17 protein-coding genes are annotated in these 20,468 nt (G+C 58.7%); 12 read left to right on the top strand and 5 right to left on the bottom strand.

Annotation, left to right across the window (positions count from 1 at the left end; genetic code table 11):
* Nucleotides 1-118: 118 nt before the first annotated feature.
* A complete protein-coding gene (locus ACEN8R_RS25065) occupies nucleotides 119-472 on the top strand; it encodes a YkgJ family cysteine cluster protein (protein ID WP_007934627.1) in 354 nt (117 codons plus the stop codon).
* Between the two features lie 3 nt (nucleotides 473-475).
* Here ACEN8R_RS25065 and ACEN8R_RS25070 read toward each other — a convergent pair whose 3' ends face one another.
* Complete coding sequence (locus ACEN8R_RS25070) at nucleotides 476-964, bottom strand: Lrp/AsnC ligand binding domain-containing protein (protein ID WP_003177284.1); 489 nt, start codon at nucleotides 962-964, stop codon at nucleotides 476-478.
* Between the two features lie 156 nt (nucleotides 965-1,120).
* On the opposite strand from ACEN8R_RS25070, the gene dadA reads away from it, so the two are divergent.
* From dadA to ACEN8R_RS25100, 6 genes are all read left to right on the top strand, one after another.
* On the top strand, nucleotides 1,121-2,425 hold the full coding sequence (gene dadA / locus ACEN8R_RS25075; RefSeq protein WP_026286530.1) for a D-amino acid dehydrogenase: 1,305 nt from the start codon (nucleotides 1,121-1,123) through the stop codon (nucleotides 2,423-2,425).
* Entirely contained in the window at nucleotides 2,397-2,750 is a 354-nt protein-coding gene (locus tag ACEN8R_RS25080; RefSeq protein ID WP_018927502.1) for a RidA family protein, read from the top strand. Before dadA ends, ACEN8R_RS25080 begins: the two co-directional genes overlap by 29 nt.
* Before the next feature lie 111 nt (nucleotides 2,751-2,861).
* Nucleotides 2,862-3,935 (top strand): alanine racemase, encoded by a 1,074-nt coding sequence (gene alr / locus ACEN8R_RS25085; RefSeq protein ID WP_018927503.1) that lies wholly within the window; start codon nucleotides 2,862-2,864, stop codon nucleotides 3,933-3,935.
* A 128-nt stretch (nucleotides 3,936-4,063) separates the two neighbouring features.
* On the top strand, nucleotides 4,064-4,612 hold the full coding sequence (locus ACEN8R_RS25090; protein ID WP_018927504.1) for a cupin domain-containing protein: 549 nt from the start codon (nucleotides 4,064-4,066) through the stop codon (nucleotides 4,610-4,612).
* A gap of 170 nt (nucleotides 4,613-4,782) precedes the next feature.
* Nucleotides 4,783-5,211: a c-type cytochrome gene (locus tag ACEN8R_RS25095; protein WP_081625748.1), complete on the top strand. Its 429-nt coding sequence runs from the start codon at nucleotides 4,783-4,785 to the stop codon at nucleotides 5,209-5,211.
* Nucleotides 5,212-5,340: 129 nt separating this feature from the next.
* Complete coding sequence (locus ACEN8R_RS25100) at nucleotides 5,341-7,263, top strand: acetyl-CoA hydrolase/transferase C-terminal domain-containing protein (protein WP_018927506.1); 1,923 nt, start codon at nucleotides 5,341-5,343, stop codon at nucleotides 7,261-7,263.
* A gap of 56 nt (nucleotides 7,264-7,319) precedes the next feature.
* Here ACEN8R_RS25100 and ACEN8R_RS25105 read toward each other — a convergent pair whose 3' ends face one another.
* Nucleotides 7,320-8,243, bottom strand: a complete 924-nt coding sequence (locus ACEN8R_RS25105; RefSeq protein WP_018927507.1) for a CgnE/CgnB domain-containing protein — start codon at nucleotides 8,241-8,243, stop codon at nucleotides 7,320-7,322.
* 459 nt (nucleotides 8,244-8,702) lie between these two features.
* On the opposite strand from ACEN8R_RS25105, the gene srmL reads away from it, so the two are divergent.
* Together srmL and ACEN8R_RS25115 are read left to right on the top strand one after the other, a co-directional pair.
* A complete protein-coding gene (gene srmL / locus ACEN8R_RS25110; RefSeq protein ID WP_019020900.1) occupies nucleotides 8,703-9,851 on the top strand; it encodes a PheS-related mystery ligase SrmL in 1,149 nt (382 codons plus the stop codon).
* 233 nt (nucleotides 9,852-10,084) lie between these two features.
* The gene (locus tag ACEN8R_RS25115; RefSeq protein ID WP_495624416.1) at nucleotides 10,085-11,032 is read left to right on the top strand and encodes an IS110 family transposase; all 948 of its coding nucleotides are present in this window, start codon (nucleotides 10,085-10,087) and stop codon (nucleotides 11,030-11,032) included.
* Nucleotides 11,033-11,082: 50 nt separating this feature from the next.
* On the opposite strand, the gene ACEN8R_RS25120 is transcribed toward ACEN8R_RS25115, so the two are convergent.
* Together ACEN8R_RS25120 and rep are read right to left on the bottom strand one after the other, a co-directional pair.
* On the bottom strand, nucleotides 11,083-11,655 hold the full coding sequence (locus ACEN8R_RS25120) for a xanthine phosphoribosyltransferase (RefSeq protein ID WP_018927509.1): 573 nt from the start codon (nucleotides 11,653-11,655) through the stop codon (nucleotides 11,083-11,085).
* A gap of 57 nt (nucleotides 11,656-11,712) precedes the next feature.
* Nucleotides 11,713-13,722, bottom strand: coding sequence for a DNA helicase Rep (rep, locus tag ACEN8R_RS25125; RefSeq protein WP_018927510.1), 2,010 nt, complete (start codon nucleotides 13,720-13,722; stop codon nucleotides 11,713-11,715).
* A 262-nt stretch (nucleotides 13,723-13,984) separates the two neighbouring features.
* Here rep and ACEN8R_RS25130 point away from each other — a divergent pair, with 262 nt between their 5' ends.
* Entirely contained in the window at nucleotides 13,985-15,649 is a 1,665-nt protein-coding gene (locus ACEN8R_RS25130) for a putative bifunctional diguanylate cyclase/phosphodiesterase (protein ID WP_026286531.1), read from the top strand.
* Between the two features lie 104 nt (nucleotides 15,650-15,753).
* Here the strand turns inward: ACEN8R_RS25130 and ACEN8R_RS25135 are convergent, their stop codons facing one another.
* The gene (locus ACEN8R_RS25135; RefSeq protein WP_018927512.1) at nucleotides 15,754-17,151 is read right to left on the bottom strand and encodes a NorM family multidrug efflux MATE transporter; all 1,398 of its coding nucleotides are present in this window, start codon (nucleotides 17,149-17,151) and stop codon (nucleotides 15,754-15,756) included.
* Between the two features lie 157 nt (nucleotides 17,152-17,308).
* Between ACEN8R_RS25135 and ACEN8R_RS25140 the strand changes: the two genes are divergently transcribed.
* Together ACEN8R_RS25140 and ACEN8R_RS25145 are read left to right on the top strand one after the other, a co-directional pair.
* Nucleotides 17,309-18,229, top strand: a complete 921-nt coding sequence (locus ACEN8R_RS25140; RefSeq protein ID WP_019580487.1) for a LysR substrate-binding domain-containing protein — start codon at nucleotides 17,309-17,311, stop codon at nucleotides 18,227-18,229.
* A gap of 185 nt (nucleotides 18,230-18,414) precedes the next feature.
* Nucleotides 18,415-20,391, top strand: coding sequence for a methyl-accepting chemotaxis protein (locus tag ACEN8R_RS25145; RefSeq protein ID WP_018927516.1), 1,977 nt, complete (start codon nucleotides 18,415-18,417; stop codon nucleotides 20,389-20,391).
* Nucleotides 20,392-20,468 lie beyond the last annotated feature (77 nt).

The raw sequence follows: 20,468 nt of genomic DNA on the forward strand, positions 1-20,468 counted from the left end.
AGTTGACGGAGCATAAGCCGCCCCTTCGGATACGGGCAACATTGGTCGGTTGGCGCTGTCTGGATTGGGGCTTTTGCGTCAGAATCCCGGTCTATTCCGCATTCGGGTCACCGCTTCGATGAGCTGCAACAGTCAGAAAATTCGCACGCTGCGCCAGCAAATTCCCACCTTCGAGTGCGTGCCCGGCTGCCATGACTGCTGTGGGCCGGTCACCACCTCGCCCGAAGAAATGTCCCGCCTGCCGCGCAAGACCCGGGCCGAGCAGGACGCGGCGATGGACGAACTCAATTGCGTCCATCTGGGGCCCAACGGGTGCACGGTGTATGACGAGCGCCCATTGATCTGCCGTCTGTTCGGTACCACCAAGACATTGCCATGCCCCAATGGACGGCGGCCAGTGGAGCTGATTCACCCGCGGGTCGAGAAGCAGATCCACGAATACATGGCCAGTACCCGGCAGGTGTTGGTGTAGGGCTCAATCCGGAATTGGCAGACTCAAACTCTCTTTCACTTCTTCCATCACGATATAGCTCTTGGATTCGCGCACATGCGGCAACTTGAGCAGGATGTCGCCCAGCAATTTGCGGTACGAGGCCATCTCGGAAATCCGCGCTTTCACCAGGTAATCGAAGTCCCCTGACACCAAATGGCATTCAAGTACGTGGGGCAGTTTCAGCACCGCGCGTCGGAACTCTTCGAAAGTATCGCCGGATTTGTAGTCGAGACTGATCTCGACGAACACCAACAGACTACCCTTCAGGTGCTGCGGATTCAGCCGGGCGTTGTAGCCCATGATGATCCCTTCGCGCTCCAGGCGCCGTACCCGTTCAGTGCAGGGGGTGGTGGAGAGGCCGACCTTTTCCCCCAGTTCGGTGAAGGAGATACGCCCGTCCGCTTGCAGGATCCGCAGGATGTTGCGGTCGATCTTGTCCAGCTCACGTTTGGTCTGAGTGTTGGTCCGCATAGGGGATGCGCCTCCGTGAAAAGGGTTTTTGCCGAGAATTGTCGCCAAATATAAGCACTTATATAGTGAAAAGCACTGGCTAATCTTTTTTAAACTGCCCACATCTTCGGTCTGCACAATAAACGTCAGCGGTAAGCCGCGATGAGGGATATGAAAATGCGCGTTCTGGTCTTGGGTAGCGGCGTCATCGGTACCGCCAGTGCCTATTATCTGGCACGAGCCGGCTTTGAAGTGACGGTTGTGGACCGTCAGCCAGCGCCGGCCATGGAAACCAGTTTCGCCAACGCCGGGCAGGTTTCGCCGGGTTATGCCTCACCGTGGGCCGCACCGGGCGTGCCGCTCAAAGCCATCAAGTGGCTGTTGCAGCGTCACGCGCCATTGGCGATCAAGGCCACTGCCAATATCGACCAATACCTGTGGATGGCGCAGATGCTGCGCAACTGCACCGCCAGCCGTTACGCGGTGAACAAAGAGCGCATGGTGCGTCTGTCCGAGTACAGCCGCGACTGCCTCGACGAATTGCGCGCCGAAACCGGCATTGCCTACGAAGGCCGTAGCCTGGGGACTACCCAGCTGTTCCGCACCCAGGCGCAGCTCGATGGCGCCGCCAAAGACATCGCCGTGCTGAAAGAGTCCGGTGTGCCGTTCGAACTGCTCGACCGCGCCGGCATTGCCCGGGTCGAACCGGCCCTGGCCAGCGTCACCGACATCCTCGCCGGTGCCTTGCGCCTGCCGAACGACCAGACCGGCGACTGCCAGATATTCACCACCCGCCTGGCCGAAATGGCCGTGAAACTGGGTGTGGAGTTCCGTTTCGGCCAGGACATCCAGCGCCTCGACTTCGCCGGTGATCGCATCAACGGTGTGAGGATCGATGGCAAGCTGGAAACCGCCGACCGTTACGTGCTGGCCCTCGGCAGTTACTCGCCGCAGTTGCTCAAGCCGCTGGGCATCAAGGCCCCGGTGTACCCACTCAAGGGTTACTCGCTGACCGTGCCGATCACTAACCCGGCGATGGCCCCGACGTCGACCATTCTCGACGAGACCTACAAGGTCGCGATCACCCGCTTCGACAACCGCATCCGCGTCGGCGGCATGGCTGAAATCGCCGGTTTTGACCTGTCGTTGAACCCGCGCCGGCGCGAAACCCTGGAGATGATCGTCAACGACCTTTATCCTCAGGGCGGCAATCTGCCCGAAGCGAGTTTCTGGACCGGCCTGCGTCCGACCACTCCGGACGGCACGCCGATTGTCGGTGCCACACCGTTCAAAAACCTGTTCTTGAATACGGGCCACGGTACGCTCGGCTGGACCATGGCTTGTGGGTCCGGTCGTTTGCTGGCTGACCTGATGGCCAAGAGAACGCCGCAGATCAGCGCCGAAGGCCTCGATATTTCCCGTTATGGCAACACACTTAAGGAGCCTGCAAAACATGTCAATCCAGCGCCAGCTCACCAATGAGCGCATGAGCCAGATCGTTGTCCATAACGGTACTGTGTATCTGGCAGGACAGGTCGGCGACGACATGAGCGCCGGGATTGAACAGCAGACCCGTGAAGCCCTCGCCAACATCGAGCGTTTGCTGGATCTGGCCGGGACGGACAAGAACCGTCTGCTGTCGGTGACCATTTACCTGAAAGACATCGACGCGCACTTCGCAGGCATGAATTCGGTGTGGGACCAGTGGCTGCCAAAAGGCGTCGCGCCGGCCCGTGCCACGGTCGAATCGAAGCTGTGCGAACCGCAAATCCTGGTCGAGCTGTCGGTCGTTGCCGCGCTGCCATAAACGCTCTGCCATAAATCAAGTCACAAAGATCCCTCTCCCGGCGCTGTTGGTGGTTCACGCTGTCAGCCAGCGCCGGTTTTTTTCCCAATGACCGACTAGAAGTCTGCCGCCATGCGTCCTGCCCGTGCCCTGATCGACCTTCAAGCCCTGCGTCACAACTACCGGATTGCCCGTGAAGTCACGGGTGCCCGTGCCCTCGCGGTGATCAAGGCCGATGCCTATGGCCATGGCGCGGTGCGTTGCGCCCAGGCGCTGGAAGCCGAGGCGGACGGCTTTGCCGTGGCGTGCATTGAGGAAGCTCTGGAGCTGCGCGCCGCCGGTATTCGTGCGCCGGTGTTGCTGCTGGAAGGTTTTTTCGAAGCCGATGAGTTGGCGCTGATCGTCGAGCATGACTTCTGGTGTGTGGTGCATTCGTTGTGGCAACTCGAAGCCATCGAAAAAGCCACGCTGAGCAAACCGATTACGGTGTGGCTCAAGCTCGACTCCGGCATGCATCGGGTTGGTCTGCATCCAGCGGATTACCAGGCCGCCTATCAACGGCTGCTGGCCAGCGGCCAAGTGGCGAAGATCGTGTTGATGAGTCACTTCGCCCGCGCCGATGAACTGCACTGCCACGCCAGCGTCGATCAGGTCGCGGTATTCGAAGCGGCGCGTAAGGGGTTGGCGGCCGAAATCAGCCTGCGTAACTCGCCGGCGGTGCTTGGTTGGCCGCAGATTCCGAGCGACTGGGTGCGCCCGGGCATCATGCTCTACGGCGCGACGCCGTTCGAAGAGGCCAATGCCGTGGCGTCTCGCCTGCAACCGGTGATGACCCTGGAATCGAAGGTGATTTGCGTGCGTGAACTGCCGGCCGGCGAGCCGATTGGTTACGGCGCGAAATTCGTCACCCCCAAGCCGATGCGTGTGGGTGTGGTGGCGATGGGGTATGCCGATGGTTATCCGCGCCAGGCACCGAGCGGCACACCGGTGCTGGTGGCCGGGCAGCGCAGTCAATTGCTGGGGCGGGTATCGATGGACATGCTCTGCGTCGACCTGACCGACGTGCCGCAAGCCGGCCTCGGTTCGCCCGTCGAGCTATGGGGTAAAAATATCCTCGCCAGTGATGTCGCGACAGCCGCCGACACGATTCCTTATCAGATCTTCTGCAACCTGCGTCGGGTTCCGCTGCTCTATTCCGGGGCCTGACAAACAGCGCTACCGACCGAAAGTCGCTTCGCCAGGCTGGATTCGGGCGCAAGTGTTGTAAATACTGAACGCTGTCGCCATGATAACGCTCAATATTCTTGCAACCTGAATCCCTGGAGGCTCCAGCATTGGACGTCGGTGAACGACTGCAATCGATCCGTAAGCTCAAAGGTCTTTCCCAGCGTGAGCTCGCCAAACGCGCGGGTGTTACCAACAGCACCATATCGATGATCGAGAAGAACAGCGTCAGCCCCTCGATCAGTTCGCTGAGGAAGGTACTGGGCGGGATTCCCATGTCCATGGTCGAGTTCTTTTCCGAAGAAATCCTGCAGGAAAAGCCGACTCAGATCGTCTACAAAGCCCACGAGCTGATCGATATTTCCGATGGCGCAGTGACCATGAAGCTCGTCGGTCGGGCTCACCCGAGCCGGGCTATCGCGTTCCTCAACGAAATCTACCCGCCAGGCGCCGACACCGGCGAGGAGATGCTCACCCACGAGGGCGAGGAAACCGGGATCCTGGTGGAGGGTCGGCTGGAACTGGTGGTAGGGCTCGAAACATTTGTGCTCGAGGCCGGCGACAGCTACTACTTTGAAAGTACCAAGCCGCACCGTTTCCGGAATCCGTTCGATGCCCCGGCGCGACTAATCAGCGCAGCCACTCCAGCGAATTTCTAAGAGGCACGGCGTCGTGCCCGGATTGCACAGACGCCCATGCTGTATTCCCGCCTTGTGATAAGACCCCTTCGACTTTGGGGTTGTTTCAGTGTGGCGGGCTTACCGCTATACTTGCGCCCGCCTGCGAACCGTGGCCGCAGGCGTGACTAGCCACCATTGAGGGTGTACGCGTGAACCTAATTATGAAAATGCTGGCCGCACCAGCAACCGTATTGGCCCTTTGGGCAGTCAGCGCACAAGCTGCGACCAACGACGATATCGCTAAACGTCTTGAACCAGTCGGCCAAGTCTGTGTGCAGGGTAAAGAATGCAAGGGGATGGAAGTCGCTGCTTCGGTTGGCGGCGGTGCGTCGAAAACTCCTGACGAAATTATTGCCAAACACTGCAATGCTTGCCATGGCACCGGCCTGTTGGGCGCACCGAAGATCGGTGATGCCGCAGACTGGAAAAAACGTGCCGATAAAGAAGGCGGCACCGCTGCTGGCTTGGCGAAGGTAGCGTTGAGCGGGCTCAATGCGATGCCACCAAAAGGCACATGCAGTGACTGCGAACTGAAAGACCTTGAAGGCGCCATCCAGAAGATGTCTGGCCTGAAATAAGCCTGTTTTCAACAAAAAGCCGCTTGCGAGCGGCTTTTTTGTGCCTGCGATTTGCCTGAGGCTATTCTTTGCAGCAAAGACCCGGCAAGCTCGGTTCAACCCAATTCATGGGTTGGGCGGGAGGATCAGATGGTGCAGTTGTGTTCTATCGAGCAGGCGGTCGATGACGTTCTGGCACGGTTGCCGGCGCATATCCACATGGGCCTGCCGCTGGGGCTGGGCAAACCCAACCACTTCGTCAACGCGCTGTATCAACGCATTGCGCAACTGCCCGAGCGGCAGCTGACGGTCTACACCGCCCTGTGTCTCGGCCGTCCGCCCTTGGGTGATGGCTTGCAAAAGCGCTTCCTCGAACCCTTCATCGAGCGGGTGTTCGGCGATTACCCGGAACTGGATTTCCTCGCCGACCTGCATCGCGACAGCCTGCCGAACAACATCCACATTCATCAGTTTTTCATGCAACCGGGCAGCCTGCTGAACAGCGCCCCGGCCCAGCAGGATTACGTCAGCAGCAATTACAGCCACGCCGCACGGGACATCAATGCCGCCGGTTTGAATCTGGTGGCGCAACTGGTCGCCAGCCATAGCGAACATCCCGATCGCCTGAGCCTGAGCTGCAACCCGGACATCACCCTCGACCTGTTGCCGATGATCGCCAAGCGCCGGGCGGCGGGGGAGACGATCCTGATGGTGGGCCAGGTGCACAACGATTTGCCGTACATGCCCGGTGACGCGGAAGTCGGCATCGACACCTTCGACCTGCTGATCGACGCCAAGGACAACACCACGTTGTTCTCCACACCGAACATGCCGGTAGGTTGCCAGGATCATTTCATCGGGCTGCACGCCAGCACGCTGGTGCGCGATGGGGGCACCTTGCAGGTCGGCATCGGCGCCATGGGCGATGCCCTGACGGCGGCGTTACTGGCGCGGCAGGCGGACAGTGACGGTTACAAGGCGTTGCTGGCGGATCTGAATCTCAGCCAGTGGGCGCAGTTGATCGAGCGCGAAGGTGGCGTCGAACCGTTTGCCAAGGGCCTTTACGGTTGCAGCGAAATGTTCGTCAACGGCTTGCTGGTGCTGGCGGACGCCGGGATCGTGCGACGCAAGGTCTACCCGGATGTGCAGACCCAGCAGCAGGCGAACGCCGGGACGCTGAATGAGTCGGCGCAAACCGATGGCATCTCGGTACATGGCGGGTTTTTCCTCGGGCCGCGCAGTTTCTACGAGCGCTTGCGCGAGTTGCCGCAGAGCAAGCGGCTCGAATTCAACATGACCCGCATCAGTTACATCAACGAGCTCTACGGTCAGGAAGAACTCAAACGCTTGCAGCGCCTTGATGCGCGCTTCATCAACACTGTGTTCACCATGACGTTGCTCGGTGCGGGCGTGGCGGATCAGCTCGAAGACGGGCGGGTACTCAGCGGCGTTGGCGGGCAATACAACTTCGTGGCCCAGGGTCATGCACTGGAAGGCGCGCGCTCAATCCTGCTCCTGCGCAGTTGGCGCGAGTCGGGCGGTGAGGTCAGTTCGAACATCGTCTGGGAATACGGCCATTGCACGATCCCACGGCATCTGCGGGACATCGTCATCACCGAGTACGGCATCGCCGATTTGCGGGGCAAGACCGACGCGGCGGTGATCGAGGCGTTGCTGAACATCAGCGACTCACGCTTCCAGCCGGGGCTGATCGAACAGGCGCAGAACGCTGGCAAATTATCGAAGCATTTTCGCCTCGATCCGCGTTTCGCCGACAACAGCCCGCAGCGTTTACAGGCCATTCAGGCCCGGCATTCGAATCTGTTTCCGGAATATCCGTTGGGCTGTGATTTCACGGCGCAGGAGCGGGATTTATTGCGGGCGCTGAACTGGTTGAAGAGCAAGTTCAAGCTCACGGAGATTCTGGAATTGGGCAAGGCGGCGCTGGATGCGCCGGAGCCGGCGGAGTTTCCCGAGCATCTGGAGCGCATGCAGCTGACGAAACCCGAAGGATTGAAAGAGGATTTGTTTCAGCGGTTGCTGCTCACCGGCCTGAAGGCCACCGCGCAGTAATAGCCACCACAAAAACTTGTGGGAGATTCTATGGTTGAGGGGAAGTCCTCAATTAACTAGTGTATTGGATTTACGCTCACGGATGGACTAAGGAAGTCTATATGATAACCAGAAGACCCATCGCCAATGGCTAAGTGAACCCCGCTGATGCCTTCATTCAATTGTGAGTTGATTTTGTAATCAATATTTGACGCGATAGCCTCGTTTACCCCGATGGCGAACTCCGTCAGCTTAAGTCCACGGGAGCCAGCTGCAAGATCTAGAAGCTTTACGTGCTCCTCGTTTCTTATTTTTAGTGAGGTGATGGTGTTGTGTTTAATTGACAAGAGTGCACCTTCTTCCGATATTAGATCACTCAGCCATTTAAGTGAGGTTTTCAAGCCTTCTGGTAGTATCGGATTTGGTTTTCTAAGTACTGTCAATATTCCAGAAATTTTTAACGTGCCGGTAAAAGAAAACGGACAGGGCTCTTGTGGGTTCATATGAGCGTAATGAACTTCAAAAAACTCTGCTACGGACTGAACAAAGTCGTGAGACACGTCTTCGGCAAGTAGTGCATAAGGCTGGGCGTGCGGAAAAACTGAGACCTGCGCATCAGCGTCGTTACCAGACAGGAAAAATGACTCATTTGAATTGAGCATGTTTAACACGGATCGCTGTGTGCGTAAGGCATGTTCAAAATTACAGCTCAGCAAAAGCTTCAGGCTATAGAGCGCAGTAGCTACGGTGGGCTCGAACACTTGAGTTGCGCAGAAAACACTTCTCTTGCGTTCTGTGTTTTTTGCTAGCTCAAACGTCATTTTCGCAGCGTCATTGCTAAAAGAAAAAACAATACTATTTTTTGGTAACTTCTCTAGTTCAAAAATATTGGCCGTATTGAACCCTAAGAGTGCACATTCTCTGAGGAAGTCCTCTGAGTCCGCAATAATTGATAATTCTTCATGGCCGAAGAGTGTCGATATCATATTCGGTAGTGACATATAATTCTCCTGATTTTTCCAATGCGCGGCAAGAATGCTTGTCGCGCATTGGTATTATTTACTCTTCAGTGTGAGCCCAAGCCAACGGTGCCCACCCAAAATTATCCGGGCCAGAAGTGATCCGGTTAAGTTTTTCTTTGACATTTTTTTCATTTTTCATCTGATCATCCTTTTTCATTTTTTTGGTTTTTGCTCCCTGAGCTGCTTGGGAGTGGAATAATTAATACATAATTTTTTTGGTGTGTTAAATGGTTTGTTAGGCATTTTTTAGAATTAATTTATCTGCCAAGCTTCTCGGAGGGTTTAATTCGGTTATTTGTGTGGGGCGCATCTGTAGTCTTGTTCTGAAAATTTTATATTTTCCATTTTTTTGTTGTGGTAGATGATCTTGTGTCGTTAGGTTTATTTATGGGCTTGGTTATCTGGCTCGATATTCAACTGTAGATTGAGGATTATATAGTGCGTGCATCAAAGAAATACCTGACAGATACGTCTGTCCATCAGGCCCTATTACTGGTTGATCTAACCGAAACAAACGATCCCGATCACGCTGTTCGATTGCTGCTAAATGAAATCCTCCAGGGACTCTCTGAAAAAGGTTGGCCCCAAGCGCAACTACAAACTGGGCCGCGGATTGTGTCTGCTGAAGAAAATTACGGTCTGCTCGGTTATGACCCTGCAGAGATTACGCTCGGGAGCGAGCACACCCGTTGGGTCGATGAGTGCTCGCTGTTGCGAACACAAACCACCAGTCAGATTCCGGTAGCGCTTCAGCGAGCGGCTCAGGTGCGGCAGTCGGGACAGACGATACTGCTGGCAGCACCAGGTATTACTTTCCGTCGTGATAGTCGGGATCGTTGGCATTGCGCGGAACCGCATCAAATGGATATTTGGGTGCTGGGTGATCCGGAGCTGGCAACGCACGAACATCTGTTGCGTTTGGTCGGCGATATTCTTAAGTCTGCCGTTCCCGATAAATCTTGGGTCTACAGCGATAGTCCGCATCACTACACGGAGGGCGGAATCGAAGTAAATGTGTTGAATGACGGGGCTCCGGTTGAGGTGCTGGAGTGCGGTCGTATTGCGAGGTCTTTGTTGGAGCGTTTGAACATTGATCCGCTGCATCATGGAGGGCTGGCGCTTGGGATGGGGCTGGATCGCCTGACGATGTTGCGAAAAGGCATTCCGGATATTCGCTTGCTGCGTGATCAGAACGTGCGAGTGCAGGCGCAGATGCATGATCTGAATCCATGGACGGCGGTATCTCGTTTGCCGTCGATTGCTCGTGATATTTCGTTGGCGGTAACGCCGGGGCTGAGCGAGGAAGTGTTGACCGAAAGAATGTTGCAGGCGGCCGGCGACTGCTCTGACTGGATCGAGGAGATGCAAGTCAAGGGAAGGTGGGAGTTCTCGGATTTACCCGCGCAGGCAATTGAAAGGCTCGGGCTGCTGCCGGGTCAGGAGAATGTGCTTTTACGCGTGGTGCTGCGTGATTGTTCGCGATCAATCACTACCGTTGAGGCGAACGCTTTGTATGCGGACATTCAGGCGGCGATGCATGAAGGAGCGCCTGGGGCGGGTTACAGAATGGACCTGTCAAAGGCTTGAAACCGAAGTGGGAGCAAGCAGGCTCGCTTGTATGCTGGTACTTGAAGGGAGGAGGAGGGACAAGGCTCGATTCTGACTGTTGGCGCAGTACAGATCCGTGGGAGATTTCGCCCCTCCTCCTTTCACCCAAGCGCCGATAAAGAATGCATCTGGCTAGACCGACGATAGGAACAAGCCTGCGCCTCTGGGTGAGCCCTTCAAGTGCTCAAAACCATATCTCGGGGGGGTGTTCAATGGCAATGTCGGTTTCTGTTTCCAAGCCAATCGTGGGCGTGGATGTCGCCAAAAATGAACTGGTGATCTACCAGACCGAACTGGATCTGCTGGAGACGCTTCCCAATAACAAGCCAGCCATCAAGAAATGGCTGAAAGCCTTGCCGGAACCGGTCGACGTAGCAATTGAGTCGACCAATATCTATCACTTGGAATTCGCCGACCTGGCCCATGATGCCGGCTGCACGATTTACATGGTCGGTGGCTATGAACTAAGCCACTACCGCAAAGGTGTGAAGGTTCGCGCCAAAACCGACGCGCTGGATGCAAAGCTGCTCGCCCGTTATCTGAAAAACGAATATGAAGAGCTTCACCCATGGACTCCACCATCGCCGCTGTATCGTCAGCTCTTGAGCCTTTTCCGCCGGCGCGCCGCGCTGGTTCAGGCACGAGTTGGCCTGGTACAGAGCTGGGCAAGTGAGCCGCTGCTCAAAGCCGCTTTTGCCGAGCAAATAGCCTCAATGCAGAGGCTTGAAGTGCTGGTCGAGAAGATGATCAACGACCTCCTTAAAGAGGCCGGTTTACTTACCCATCTAAGGCGCTGCATGAAAGTTGAAGGCATAGGCTTTTTGACTGGAGCTCGCCTGATCGCGGCGTTTCAGCGGGGCGAGTTTAAAAACGCTGACGCATTCATCGCTTTTTTGGGGATGGATTTACGGGTTTCACAGTCGGGACAGAAGGACGGTCGCCGCAGTCTGACAAAACGAGGTGATCCGGAGGCGCGCCGACTTTTGCACAATGCAGCCATGTCGGCCAGCCGAACGGCAACCTGGAAAGGTTTTTATGAAGAGCAACGAGCTAAAGGGTTCAGCACCACTCAGGCACTGGTGATTCTGGCCCGTAAACTTGCTCGGGTCGTATTCGCACTACTGAAGGGGCAGAGCGAATACCAGCCGAAAGCAAGTTGAGGGTTTCCCCTCAACCATAGAATCTCCCACAAGGCATAGGCGGTGTGGCTTTATTCGATGAAGGTTACAACGCCATCCTTCAGCGACTGCACCCGAGCCAACGATTCCACGCGATAACCCTGGGCATCCAGTTCCGCACGGCCACCCTGGAACGACTTCTCGATCACGATGCCCAGACCGGCCACGGTCGCGCCGGCCTGTTTGATGATCGAGATCAGCGCTTGCGAAGCCTTACCGTTGGCCAGGAAGTCGTCGATGATCAGCACGCGGTCGCTGCTGGTCAGGTGACGCGGGGAGATCGCCACAGTGCTTTCGGTCTGCTTGGTGAACGAGTAGACAGTCGCCGACAGCAGGTTTTCAGTCAGGGTCAGGGACTGATGCTTGCGCGCGAAAATCACCGGTACGCCGAGGTTCAGGCCGGTCATGATCGCCGGGGCGATACCCGAGGCTTCGATGGTGACGATCTTGGTGATGCCCGAATCCTTGAACAGCGAGGCGAATTCGTCGCCGATCAGCTTCATCAGGGCCGGGTCGATCTGGTGGTTCAGAAAGGCGTCGACTTTCAGGACCTGGTCGGAAAGCACGATGCCTTCTTCGCGAATTTTCTTGTGCAGTGCTTCCATGAAGCTGTCCTCTGTTGGCGTCTTTTGTGCCGAAGGTCTAAATAAATGTGGCTAATTCTAGCGCTTTAACATCGCGCGTATATCTGCCAGCGCGCTGTTGCCGCGAACGGCTTTGACTTCGGTCGGGGTGTCGTCGTTGCCTTCCCAGGCCAGGTCGTCCGGCGGCAGTTCATCGAGGAAGCGGCTGGGCGCGCAGTCGATGATCTCGCCGTATTGCTTACGCTTGGCGGCGAAGGTGAAAGCCAGCGTCTGACGCGCTCGGGTAATCCCGACGTAGGCCAGGCGGCGTTCCTCTTCGATGGTGTCGGCTTCGATGCTGGAGCGGTGCGGGAGGATTTCCTCTTCCATGCCCATGATGAACACGTAAGGGAATTCCAGGCCCTTGGAGGCGTGCAAGGTCATCATCTGCACCCCTTCGGCGCCGTCTTCCTCTTCCTGCTGACGCTCCAGCATGTCGCGCAGCACGAGTTTGCCGATGGCATCTTCGACGGTCATCTCACCGTCTTCGTCTTTCTCCAGCGTGTTCTTCAGTGCCTCGATCAGGAACCAGACGTTACCCATGCGGTAATCGGCGGCCTTGTCACTGGAGCTGTTGGTGCGCAGCCAGTTCTCGTAGTCGATGTCCATGACCATGCTGCGCAGGGCGGAGATCGGGTCTTCGCCGGCGCACTGCTCGCGGACCTTGTCCATGAAGCGCTTGAAGCGCGACAGGCGATCGGTGAAGCGGCTGTCCAGGTGTTCGCCCAGGCCGATTTCGTCGGTGGCGGCGTACATCGAGATTTTTCGCTCGGTGGCGTAGTTGCCCAGCTTCTCCAGGGTGGTCGAACCGATCTCCCGGCGTGGGACGTTGATCACCCGCAGGAAGGCGTTGTCGTCGTCCGGGTTCACGATCAGGCGGAAGTAGGCCATCAGGTCCTTCACTTCCTGGCGTCCGAAAAAGCTGTTGCCGCCGGACAGTCGGTAGGGCACCTGGTGATGTTGCAGCTTCAGCTCGATCAGCTTGGCCTGGTAGTTGCCGCGATACAGAATCGCGAAATCGCTGTAGGGCCGGTCGGTGCGCAAGTGCAGGCTGAGGATTTCCACGGCCACGCGCTCGGCTTCGGCGTCTTCGTTGCGGCAGCGGATCACGCGGATCTCGTCGCCGTGACCCATTTCACTCCACAGCTGCTTTTCGAATTCGTGCGGGTTGTTCGAAATCAGCACGTTGGCGCAGCGCAGGATGCGGCTGGTGGAGCGGTAGTTCTGCTCCAGCATCACCACTTTCAGGGACGGGTAATCGTCCTTGAGCAGCATCAGGTTTTCCGGGCGGGCGCCGCGCCAGGCGTAGATCGACTGGTCGTCGTCGCCTACCACGGTGAACTGGTTGCGTTTGCCGATCAGCAGTTTCACCAGCAAATACTGGCTGGCGTTGGTGTCCTGGTATTCGTCCACCAGCAGGTAGCGGACCTTGTTCTGCCATTTTTCCAGGATGTCGTCATGTTCCTGGAACAGTTTTACCGGCAGCAGGATCAGGTCGTCGAAGTCCACCGCGTTGAACGCCTTGAGCGTGCGCTGGTAGTGGGTGTAGACGATGGCGGCGGTCTGTTCCTTGGGGTTGCGTGCGTTTTCCAGGGCTTCGGGCGGCAGGATCAGGTCGTTTTTCCAGGCGCCGATCATGTTCTTGATCTCGTCGACGCCGTCGTCGCCCGAGTATTCCTTCTGCATGATGTCGGTCATCAGGGCTTTGACGTCGGTCTCGTCGAAGATCGAGAAGCCCGGTTTATAGCCCAGCCGCACATGTTCCTTGCGGATGATGTTCAGGCCCAGGTTGTGAAAGGTGCACACCGTCAGGCCGCGGCCTTCACCGCCCTTGAGCAGCGTGCCGACCCGTTCCTTCATCTCCCGCGCGGCCTTGTTGGTAAAGGTCATGGCGACGATGTACTGGGCACGGATGCCGCAGCTCTGGATCAGATGCGCAATTTTGCGGGTGATCACGCTGGTCTTGCCGGAGCCTGCGCCGGCGAGCACCAAAAGAGGGCCGCCGACGTAGCTCACGGCTTCTTGCTGCCGGGGATTGAGTCGGGACATACGAAATCAGGGAGTCGTTAGCGAAATGGGCCGGCATTTTAACAGGCTCAGAGAATTGTGCTGCTCTCTCCGACTTGTGACGCAACACGCGATCTCTATTTGCCGGTTTTGATACTTTCACGCAGGATGCGCAATGAATTCGCGTCTAATGTACGTATTCAAGACTCGAAGTCGTGTTTGATAACCGATGATATTGGGTCATTGGTTACCCGAGCGGCATAATGCGCGCCGCCTACATCTTTGCAGAGTCTAGGGAGCTAGCTTGTCTACGCCTGTCGAACCCTTGCGTTTGCTGCTACTGGCCCAAGAGCCGGCGTGGGCAGCGTTGTTGCGCGAGTGTCTGGCTCCAATGGGGAGTTCGGCAGTGCTGCTCAGCGCGCCGAGCTGGGAGTCGGTCAGCAACTTGTTCGATGACAACCGCAGCGCGGTGTTGTTGACGATTCCTGCTCTGCAGCCAGCACCCGGCCGTTGCAGCCTGCCGACGGTGTTGCTGCTCGAACACGAACCGCTGGTGCCGCCCGACGGTGTGAGCGACTGGCTGGTGCGCAACCTGCTGGATCCCGGCATGTTGCGCCGCTGTCTGCGTCATGTGCGTGAGCGCGGGGTGCTGGAAAACACCTTGCAGCGCCTGGCCGAGCAGGATCCGCTGACCGGCATCGCCAACCGTCAGGGTTTCCAGACCTTGCTGGCGGCGCGTCTGGCGGACAACGACGGCCGCGGCCTGGCCCTCGGTCACCTCGACCTCGACAACTTTCGACACGCCAACGACGCCCTCGGCCATCAGGCAGGCGACCGGTTGATTCTGCAAGTGGTCTCGCGGCTGAAAAGCCAGCTGGAGGCCGGCGATCAACTGGCGCGGCTGGGTAGCGATGAATTCGCCCTGCTGATCGACACCCGCCGCGCCCCTCAGCGCGCTGAATGGATGGCCGAACGGATTACCGAAGCCCTGTCCGAGCCCTACTGGATCGACGGCGAAAGCCTGTTGATCGGTTCCAGTCTCGGCATTGCTCACGCCCGGGCGCAGGCCGGCGCCGACCCGTTGATGTGGCATGCGCACATCGCCATGCAGCAGGCCAAGAGTACTCAAGGCTGCACCTTTCACATCTTCAACGAGCGGATCAATCGCAATGCCCGCAGCATCGCCGACCTTGAAAGTGAGCTGCGTCGGGCCTTGCGTCGCGATGAGCTGGAGTTGCATTACCAGCCACGCCTGAACCTTGCGGACGGCCAGATCGTCGGCCTCGAAGCCTTGGTGCGCTGGCGTCATGGCGAACGCGGTTTGCTGCCCCCCAGCGAATTCGTGCCACTGGCCGAGCAAAGCGGCTTGATCGTGCCGCTGGGTTACTGGGTGATTTCCCGAGCCCTGCGGGACATGCAGGCGTTGCGTGAGCGGGGCCTGCCGGCGCTGCACATGGCGATCAACCTGTCGTTCCGGCAGTTTCAGGACAGCCAGTTACTGTCGACCCTGAGCCGGTTGATTGCCGAGCGTGGCGTCGAGGCGCAATGGCTGGAATTCGAACTGACCGAAACCGCGGTGATGCGTCGCAGTGACCTGGTCAAGCAGACCATGGACGCCCTCGGACGGCTCGGTGTGCGCTTTTCGCTGGACGATTTCGGCACCGGGTTCTCATCGTTCGTGCACCTGAACAGCCTGCCGATCGCCTTGTTGAAGGTCGACAAGAGCTTTGTCGGCGGCATGGAAGAACGGGAAGAGAATCGCAAACTGGTGCACGCCATGATCAACCTGGCGCACAACCTCAACCTCGAAGTGGTTGCCGAAGGGGTGGAAACACCGGAGCAGCTGGATTTGTTGCGCGGATTTGGTTGCGATCAGGTGCAGGGGTATCTGATCAGCAAGCCGTTGCCGTTGGCGGAGTTGGTTGAGTATTTGACCTTCGGCTCCAGCCAGCAGGCTGTGCTGGCTTAACAACGTACCGTAGGAGCGAGGCTTGCCCGCGAAGGCGGAGTGTCAGTCGATATTGTTGTTAACTGACACTCCGCCTTCGCGGGCAAGCCTCGCTCCTACAGGGTTTAATCAGGCTGGGTGATTTGGAAGCTCGGCTGCGACGATGGCTCGCGCCGAATCATCCGCGTCATCTTCCACTCAAACGCCAGCGTCAGGCTCACCGCCGCACACGCCAGCCCCAGCGCCAACCCCCACCAGACGCCCGTCGGCCCCCAGTTCAGATGGAAGGCCATCCACCAAGCGGCCGGCGCACCAATCAGCCAATAGCAGCCCAAACCTACCAGGAACGTGGTCTTGGCATCCTTGAGTCCGCGAATGCAGCCCATGGCAATGGTTTGCGTGCCGTCGAACAGCTCGAACCACGCCGCCACCGCCAACAAGCTCACGGCCAGTTCGATGACCGGGCGAAACGCCGGGTCGTTGTGGTCCAGGAACAAGCCGATCAGCTGATTCGGCAGTAGCCAGAAGACCATCGCGAACCCCAGCATCGACACCGCCCCGAAGGCGATCCCGACCCGTCCGGCCAGCCGCGCATCCAGCAATTGCCCGGCGCCGTAATGCTGGCCGATGCGCATGGTGATCGCGTAGGAAAGCCCCGCCGGCACCATGAACGCCACCGAGACGATTTGCAGGGCGATCTGGTGCGCCGCCAGTTGCGTACTGCCCATGGTGCCCATGCACAGCGCGGCGAAGGCAAACAGGCCGACTTCCACCGCATAGGTGCCGCCAATCGGCAGGCCCAGGCGCCACAATTCCTTCAAGTACTGACGATTGGGCCGCGACAGCCCCTGGCGCAACGGATAAGCGTCATAGGCCGGGTGCCGACGAATGTGCAGCGCGAGCGCCAGCGCCATCAGGTTGGCCACGATCGCTGTGACCAGACCGATGCCCATCAGGCCCATTTTCGGCAGGCCGAACATGCCGGTGATCAACGCATAGTTGAGCAGAAAGTTGGCCACGGTGCCGCCGAGGCTGATGACCATCACCGGCGTCGCCCGGCCGATGGCGCTGGTGAAGCCGCGCAGTGCCATGAAACTCAGGTAGCCGGGCAGGGCGAACGGCAGGATCAACAGAAACTGGCCGGCGGCCTGGACGTTGGTTGCGGTCTGGCCGAACAGCAGCAACACCGGTTTGAGGTTCCACAGCAGCAGACCCGCCACCAGCGCCATCAACCAGGCCAGCCACAAACCGGCCTGGGTCAGCCGCGCTGCGCCGATGATGTCGCCCGCGCCCTGACGGATCGCCACCAGGGTGCCGACCGCCGCGATCACGCCGATGCAGAAGATCGACACGAACGAATACGTCGCCGCGCCCAGACCGCCGCCGGCCAGCGCCTCGGGACTCAGGCGCGCCATCATCAAGGTGTCGGTGAGGACCATCAACATGTGCGCCAACTGCGAGGCAATCAACGGCCCCGCCAGCCGCAGGATGGCCCAGAGTTCAATACGCGCTGGATGCTGCATGATCATCACGCTCGATTGTCAGAGAGAACAGGAAGCGTCGATTCTCGGCGCTCTGCGGGGTTTCCACAAAGGGATAAAAAGGATGGGTAGCATGATTAAAACTCATGCTCGGGACTTTCTGATAAGTTGAGGCAATCGCGCTATAGGAGGTTTCCCAATGTCTCGTCGTCTCCCTCCCTTGTATGCCCTTCGAGCATTCGAAGCGGCGGCGCGGCATAGTTCGTTTACCCGCGCCGCCGAAGAGTTGTCGATCACGCAAAGTGCGGTCAGCCGGCACATTCGTACGCTCGAAGAGCATTTCGCCTGTCGGCTGTTTCATCGCAGCGGGCGCAACCTGCAACTGACCGAGTCAGCGCGGCTGATCCTGCCGGGCATTCGCGAAGGCTTCACCGCCCTTGAGCGGGCCTGCAACACCTTGCGCGCCGAAGACGACATCCTGCGCATGAAAGCCCCGTCGACCCTGACCATGCGCTGGCTGTTGGCGCGGCTCAGTCGGTTTCGCCACCTGCGACCGGGGAACGAGGTGCAATTGACCAGCGCCTGGATGGACGTTGATACGGTGGACTTCAACCACGAACCCTTCGACTGCGCCGTCATCCTCAGCAACGGGCATTTTCCACCGGACTGGGAGACGACTTTGCTGTTCCCCGAAGAGTTGATTCCGGTGGGCGCGCCGAATCTGCTGAAGGATCAACCGTGGGACGTTGCGCGCCTGGCCAGCACCGAACTGCTGCACCCGACGCCGGACCGCCGTGACTGGCGCAACTGGCTGGAGCGCATGGGCCTGAGCGATCAGGTCTCGCTCAAGGGCGGGCAGGTGTTCGACACCCTGGAACTGGGCATGATCGCTGCCGCCCGTGGCTACGGCGTGTCCATGGGTGATTTGCTGATGGTGGCGGAGGATGTCGCGCAGGGACGTCTGAGTTTGCCGTGGCCGACGGCCGTCGCCAGTGGTGAGAATTATTACCTGGTCTGGCCGAAAACCCGCCCGGGAGGTGAACGTTTGCGCCGGCTCAGCGATTTCCTGCAAGGCGAAGTCCGGGCCATGGAATTACCGGATGTCGAACGCCTGGGTTGAATCGATGGAGCCGCTGCGATGGCGGCCTTGAGCCATATCCCCGTTAATCACTCAAGTATTCGGCTTTGCCGCCGAAAATCTGCTGATGGAACCTTCGTACCAGGCTCCACGTTTTCCCCTCTATCAGAAATTTAGCCGAGTGCGACGGGATCAGGATGATCCGGCCCACTGGGTCAGGAGCTGTCATGTCTCAACCTCGTGCTCGGATTGCCTCACAGCTGGGTCTTGCGCTTGCCGTGATACTGGCGATTGTCATCAGCGGCAGCACCGTGTTTGCCCTGCGCTCGCTGGACGCCGCCAACCTCGCCACCCGCGAAGAGCACCTGGCCAGCGAGGCGCGGCTGCTGGCCGATCAGCTGAGCACGTTCCACGGCACGTTGCGTGAGAGTACCCAGCGCCTCAGCGGCCTGTTCGAGAAGCGCTTCAGCGCCGGTTTGAGCGTGCATCCGGATGAGCCGGTGACCGTGGCGGGCGTGCAGACCCCGGGCCTGCACCTGGGTGGCGAAGTGTTGAACAACAACTTCAAGGAAGTGGATGAGTTCAAGCAAATGACTGCCGGCGTTGCGACGCTGTTCGTGCGCAGTGGCGAAGACTTCATCCGGGTCAGCACGTCCCTGAGCAAACAGGACGGCACCCGGGCCATCGGCACATTGCTGGATCACGCTCACCCGGCTTATGCGCGCTTGATGGCCGGGCAGAGCTACGTCGGTCGCGCCTTGCTCTTCGAACGGTCCTACATGACTCAGTACACCCCCGTACGCGACAGCGGCGGTAAGGTGATTGCCGTGCTGTTCGTAGGATTCGATTACACCGACGCCCAGAACGCCCAGTTCGAAAACCTCAAGCGCTTCCGCATCGGCCAGACCGGCTCCCTGGCGCTGCTCGATGAGCAGAACAAATGGCTGGTGCCGATCGCCGGTGTGCAAGCGTTGGACGTGGCAGCACCGGCCATCGTCGGTCTGGCCAAGACACCGGGCAAGGGCGATTTCTGGAGCGACAAGTCGCAAGACTTCTACAGCATTGCCGTACCGTTCGAAGGCGGGCCGTGGTCGGTGGTGGCGAGCATGCCGAAAGCGGAAATCCGCGCGGTGACCTGGAGCGTCGGCATTCGCCTGGCCATCGGCAGTCTGTTGGCGATGTTGCTTGCGGTGGGTTCGGCGGTCTGGTTGTTGCGCAGCAAACTGGCGCCGCTGGGGGATCTGGTGCGTCAGGCCGAAGCCTTGGGTGCCGGTGATTTGAGCGTGCGCCTGAACGTGTCGAGCAACGACGAAATCGGTCAGTTGGCCCGCGCTTTCAACCAGATGAGCCAGGCCTTGTCGACCATGGTCGAGCACATTCGTAGAGCCTCGGAAGAGGTCAACAGCCGCGCCCAGGCGTTGTCCGGTCTGTCTGGCGGTGCCTATGAAGGGATGGAGCAGCAGTCCGGCGAAATCACCAGCATGGCCGGCGCCGTGGAAGAATTCAGCGCCACCTCGCTGAACATCGCCGACAACATGGGCAACACCCAGCGCCTGGCGCAGGAAAACGCACAGCAAACCCAGATCGGTCGTACGTCGATGGACGAAGCGTCCTCATCCCTGGAGCAAATCGCCGGTGCGCTGAACAGCACCGCGACGGTAATCAACACCTTGGGTCAGCGCTCCCAGGAAATCGGCGGCATCGTCGGGGTGATCACCGCGATCGCCGAGCAAACCAATTTGCTGGCGCTCAACGCTGCCATCGAAGCCGCCCGTGCCGGTGAACAAGGTCGTGGGTTTGCGGTGGTGGCCGATGAGGTGCGCAACCTGGCTTCACGCACTCGCCAGGCCACTGACGAAATTTCCGGGATGATCCAAAGTATCCAGCAGGAAACCGGCAACGCGATCAGCACCATGGAGCAGGGTAACGTGCTGATGCAGGAAGGCTTGTCGCGCAACGCCAACGTCGCCTCAGCCCTGGCGCGAATCGATGAGCAAAGTCGCTCGGCCGGTCAGCAATTCGCCGCCATCACCACCGCGACCCAGGAGCAAAGCAGCACCGCGACCTTGCTCAGCAGCAACCTGCAAAGCATTGCCTTGGCGAACAGTGAGCAGCGGGAAGTGGTGTCGAACCTGGCGGTGACTGCCAAAGAGCTGGAGAAGCTCGCGGCGGACTTGCGGCATGAGGTTGACCGGTTCCGCTGAGGCACCTCCGAAACAGCCATCGCGAGCAGGCTCGCGATGGCATCAACTCGATTCTGCGCGTTATCCACAAGCCCCGT

It is taken from the genome of Pseudomonas sp. Pseusp15 (assembly GCF_059492165.1).

Bases quoted from the DNA above. Each gene is read 5' to 3' on its own strand.
- ACEN8R_RS25065 (WP_007934627.1), top strand. From the start codon at position 119: ATGAGCTGCAACAGTCAGAAAATTCGCACGCTGCGCCAGCAAATTCCC.
- ACEN8R_RS25070 (WP_003177284.1), bottom strand. From the start codon at position 964: ATGCGGACCAACACTCAGACCAAACGTGAGCTGGACAAGATCGACCGC.
- dadA (WP_026286530.1), top strand. From the start codon at position 1,121: ATGCGCGTTCTGGTCTTGGGTAGCGGCGTCATCGGTACCGCCAGTGCC.
- ACEN8R_RS25080 (WP_018927502.1), top strand. From the start codon at position 2,397: ATGTCAATCCAGCGCCAGCTCACCAATGAGCGCATGAGCCAGATCGTT.
- alr (WP_018927503.1), top strand. From the start codon at position 2,862: ATGCGTCCTGCCCGTGCCCTGATCGACCTTCAAGCCCTGCGTCACAAC.
- ACEN8R_RS25100 (WP_018927506.1), top strand. From the start codon at position 5,341: ATGGTGCAGTTGTGTTCTATCGAGCAGGCGGTCGATGACGTTCTGGCA.
- ACEN8R_RS25105 (WP_018927507.1), bottom strand. From the start codon at position 8,243: ATGTCACTACCGAATATGATATCGACACTCTTCGGCCATGAAGAATTA.
- ACEN8R_RS25115 (WP_495624416.1), top strand. From the start codon at position 10,085: ATGGCAATGTCGGTTTCTGTTTCCAAGCCAATCGTGGGCGTGGATGTC.
- ACEN8R_RS25120 (WP_018927509.1), bottom strand. From the start codon at position 11,655: ATGGAAGCACTGCACAAGAAAATTCGCGAAGAAGGCATCGTGCTTTCC.
- rep (WP_018927510.1), bottom strand. From the start codon at position 13,722: ATGTCCCGACTCAATCCCCGGCAGCAAGAAGCCGTGAGCTACGTCGGC.
- ACEN8R_RS25135 (WP_018927512.1), bottom strand. From the start codon at position 17,151: ATGCAGCATCCAGCGCGTATTGAACTCTGGGCCATCCTGCGGCTGGCG.
- ACEN8R_RS25140 (WP_019580487.1), top strand. From the start codon at position 17,309: ATGTCTCGTCGTCTCCCTCCCTTGTATGCCCTTCGAGCATTCGAAGCG.
- ACEN8R_RS25145 (WP_018927516.1), top strand. From the start codon at position 18,415: ATGTCTCAACCTCGTGCTCGGATTGCCTCACAGCTGGGTCTTGCGCTT.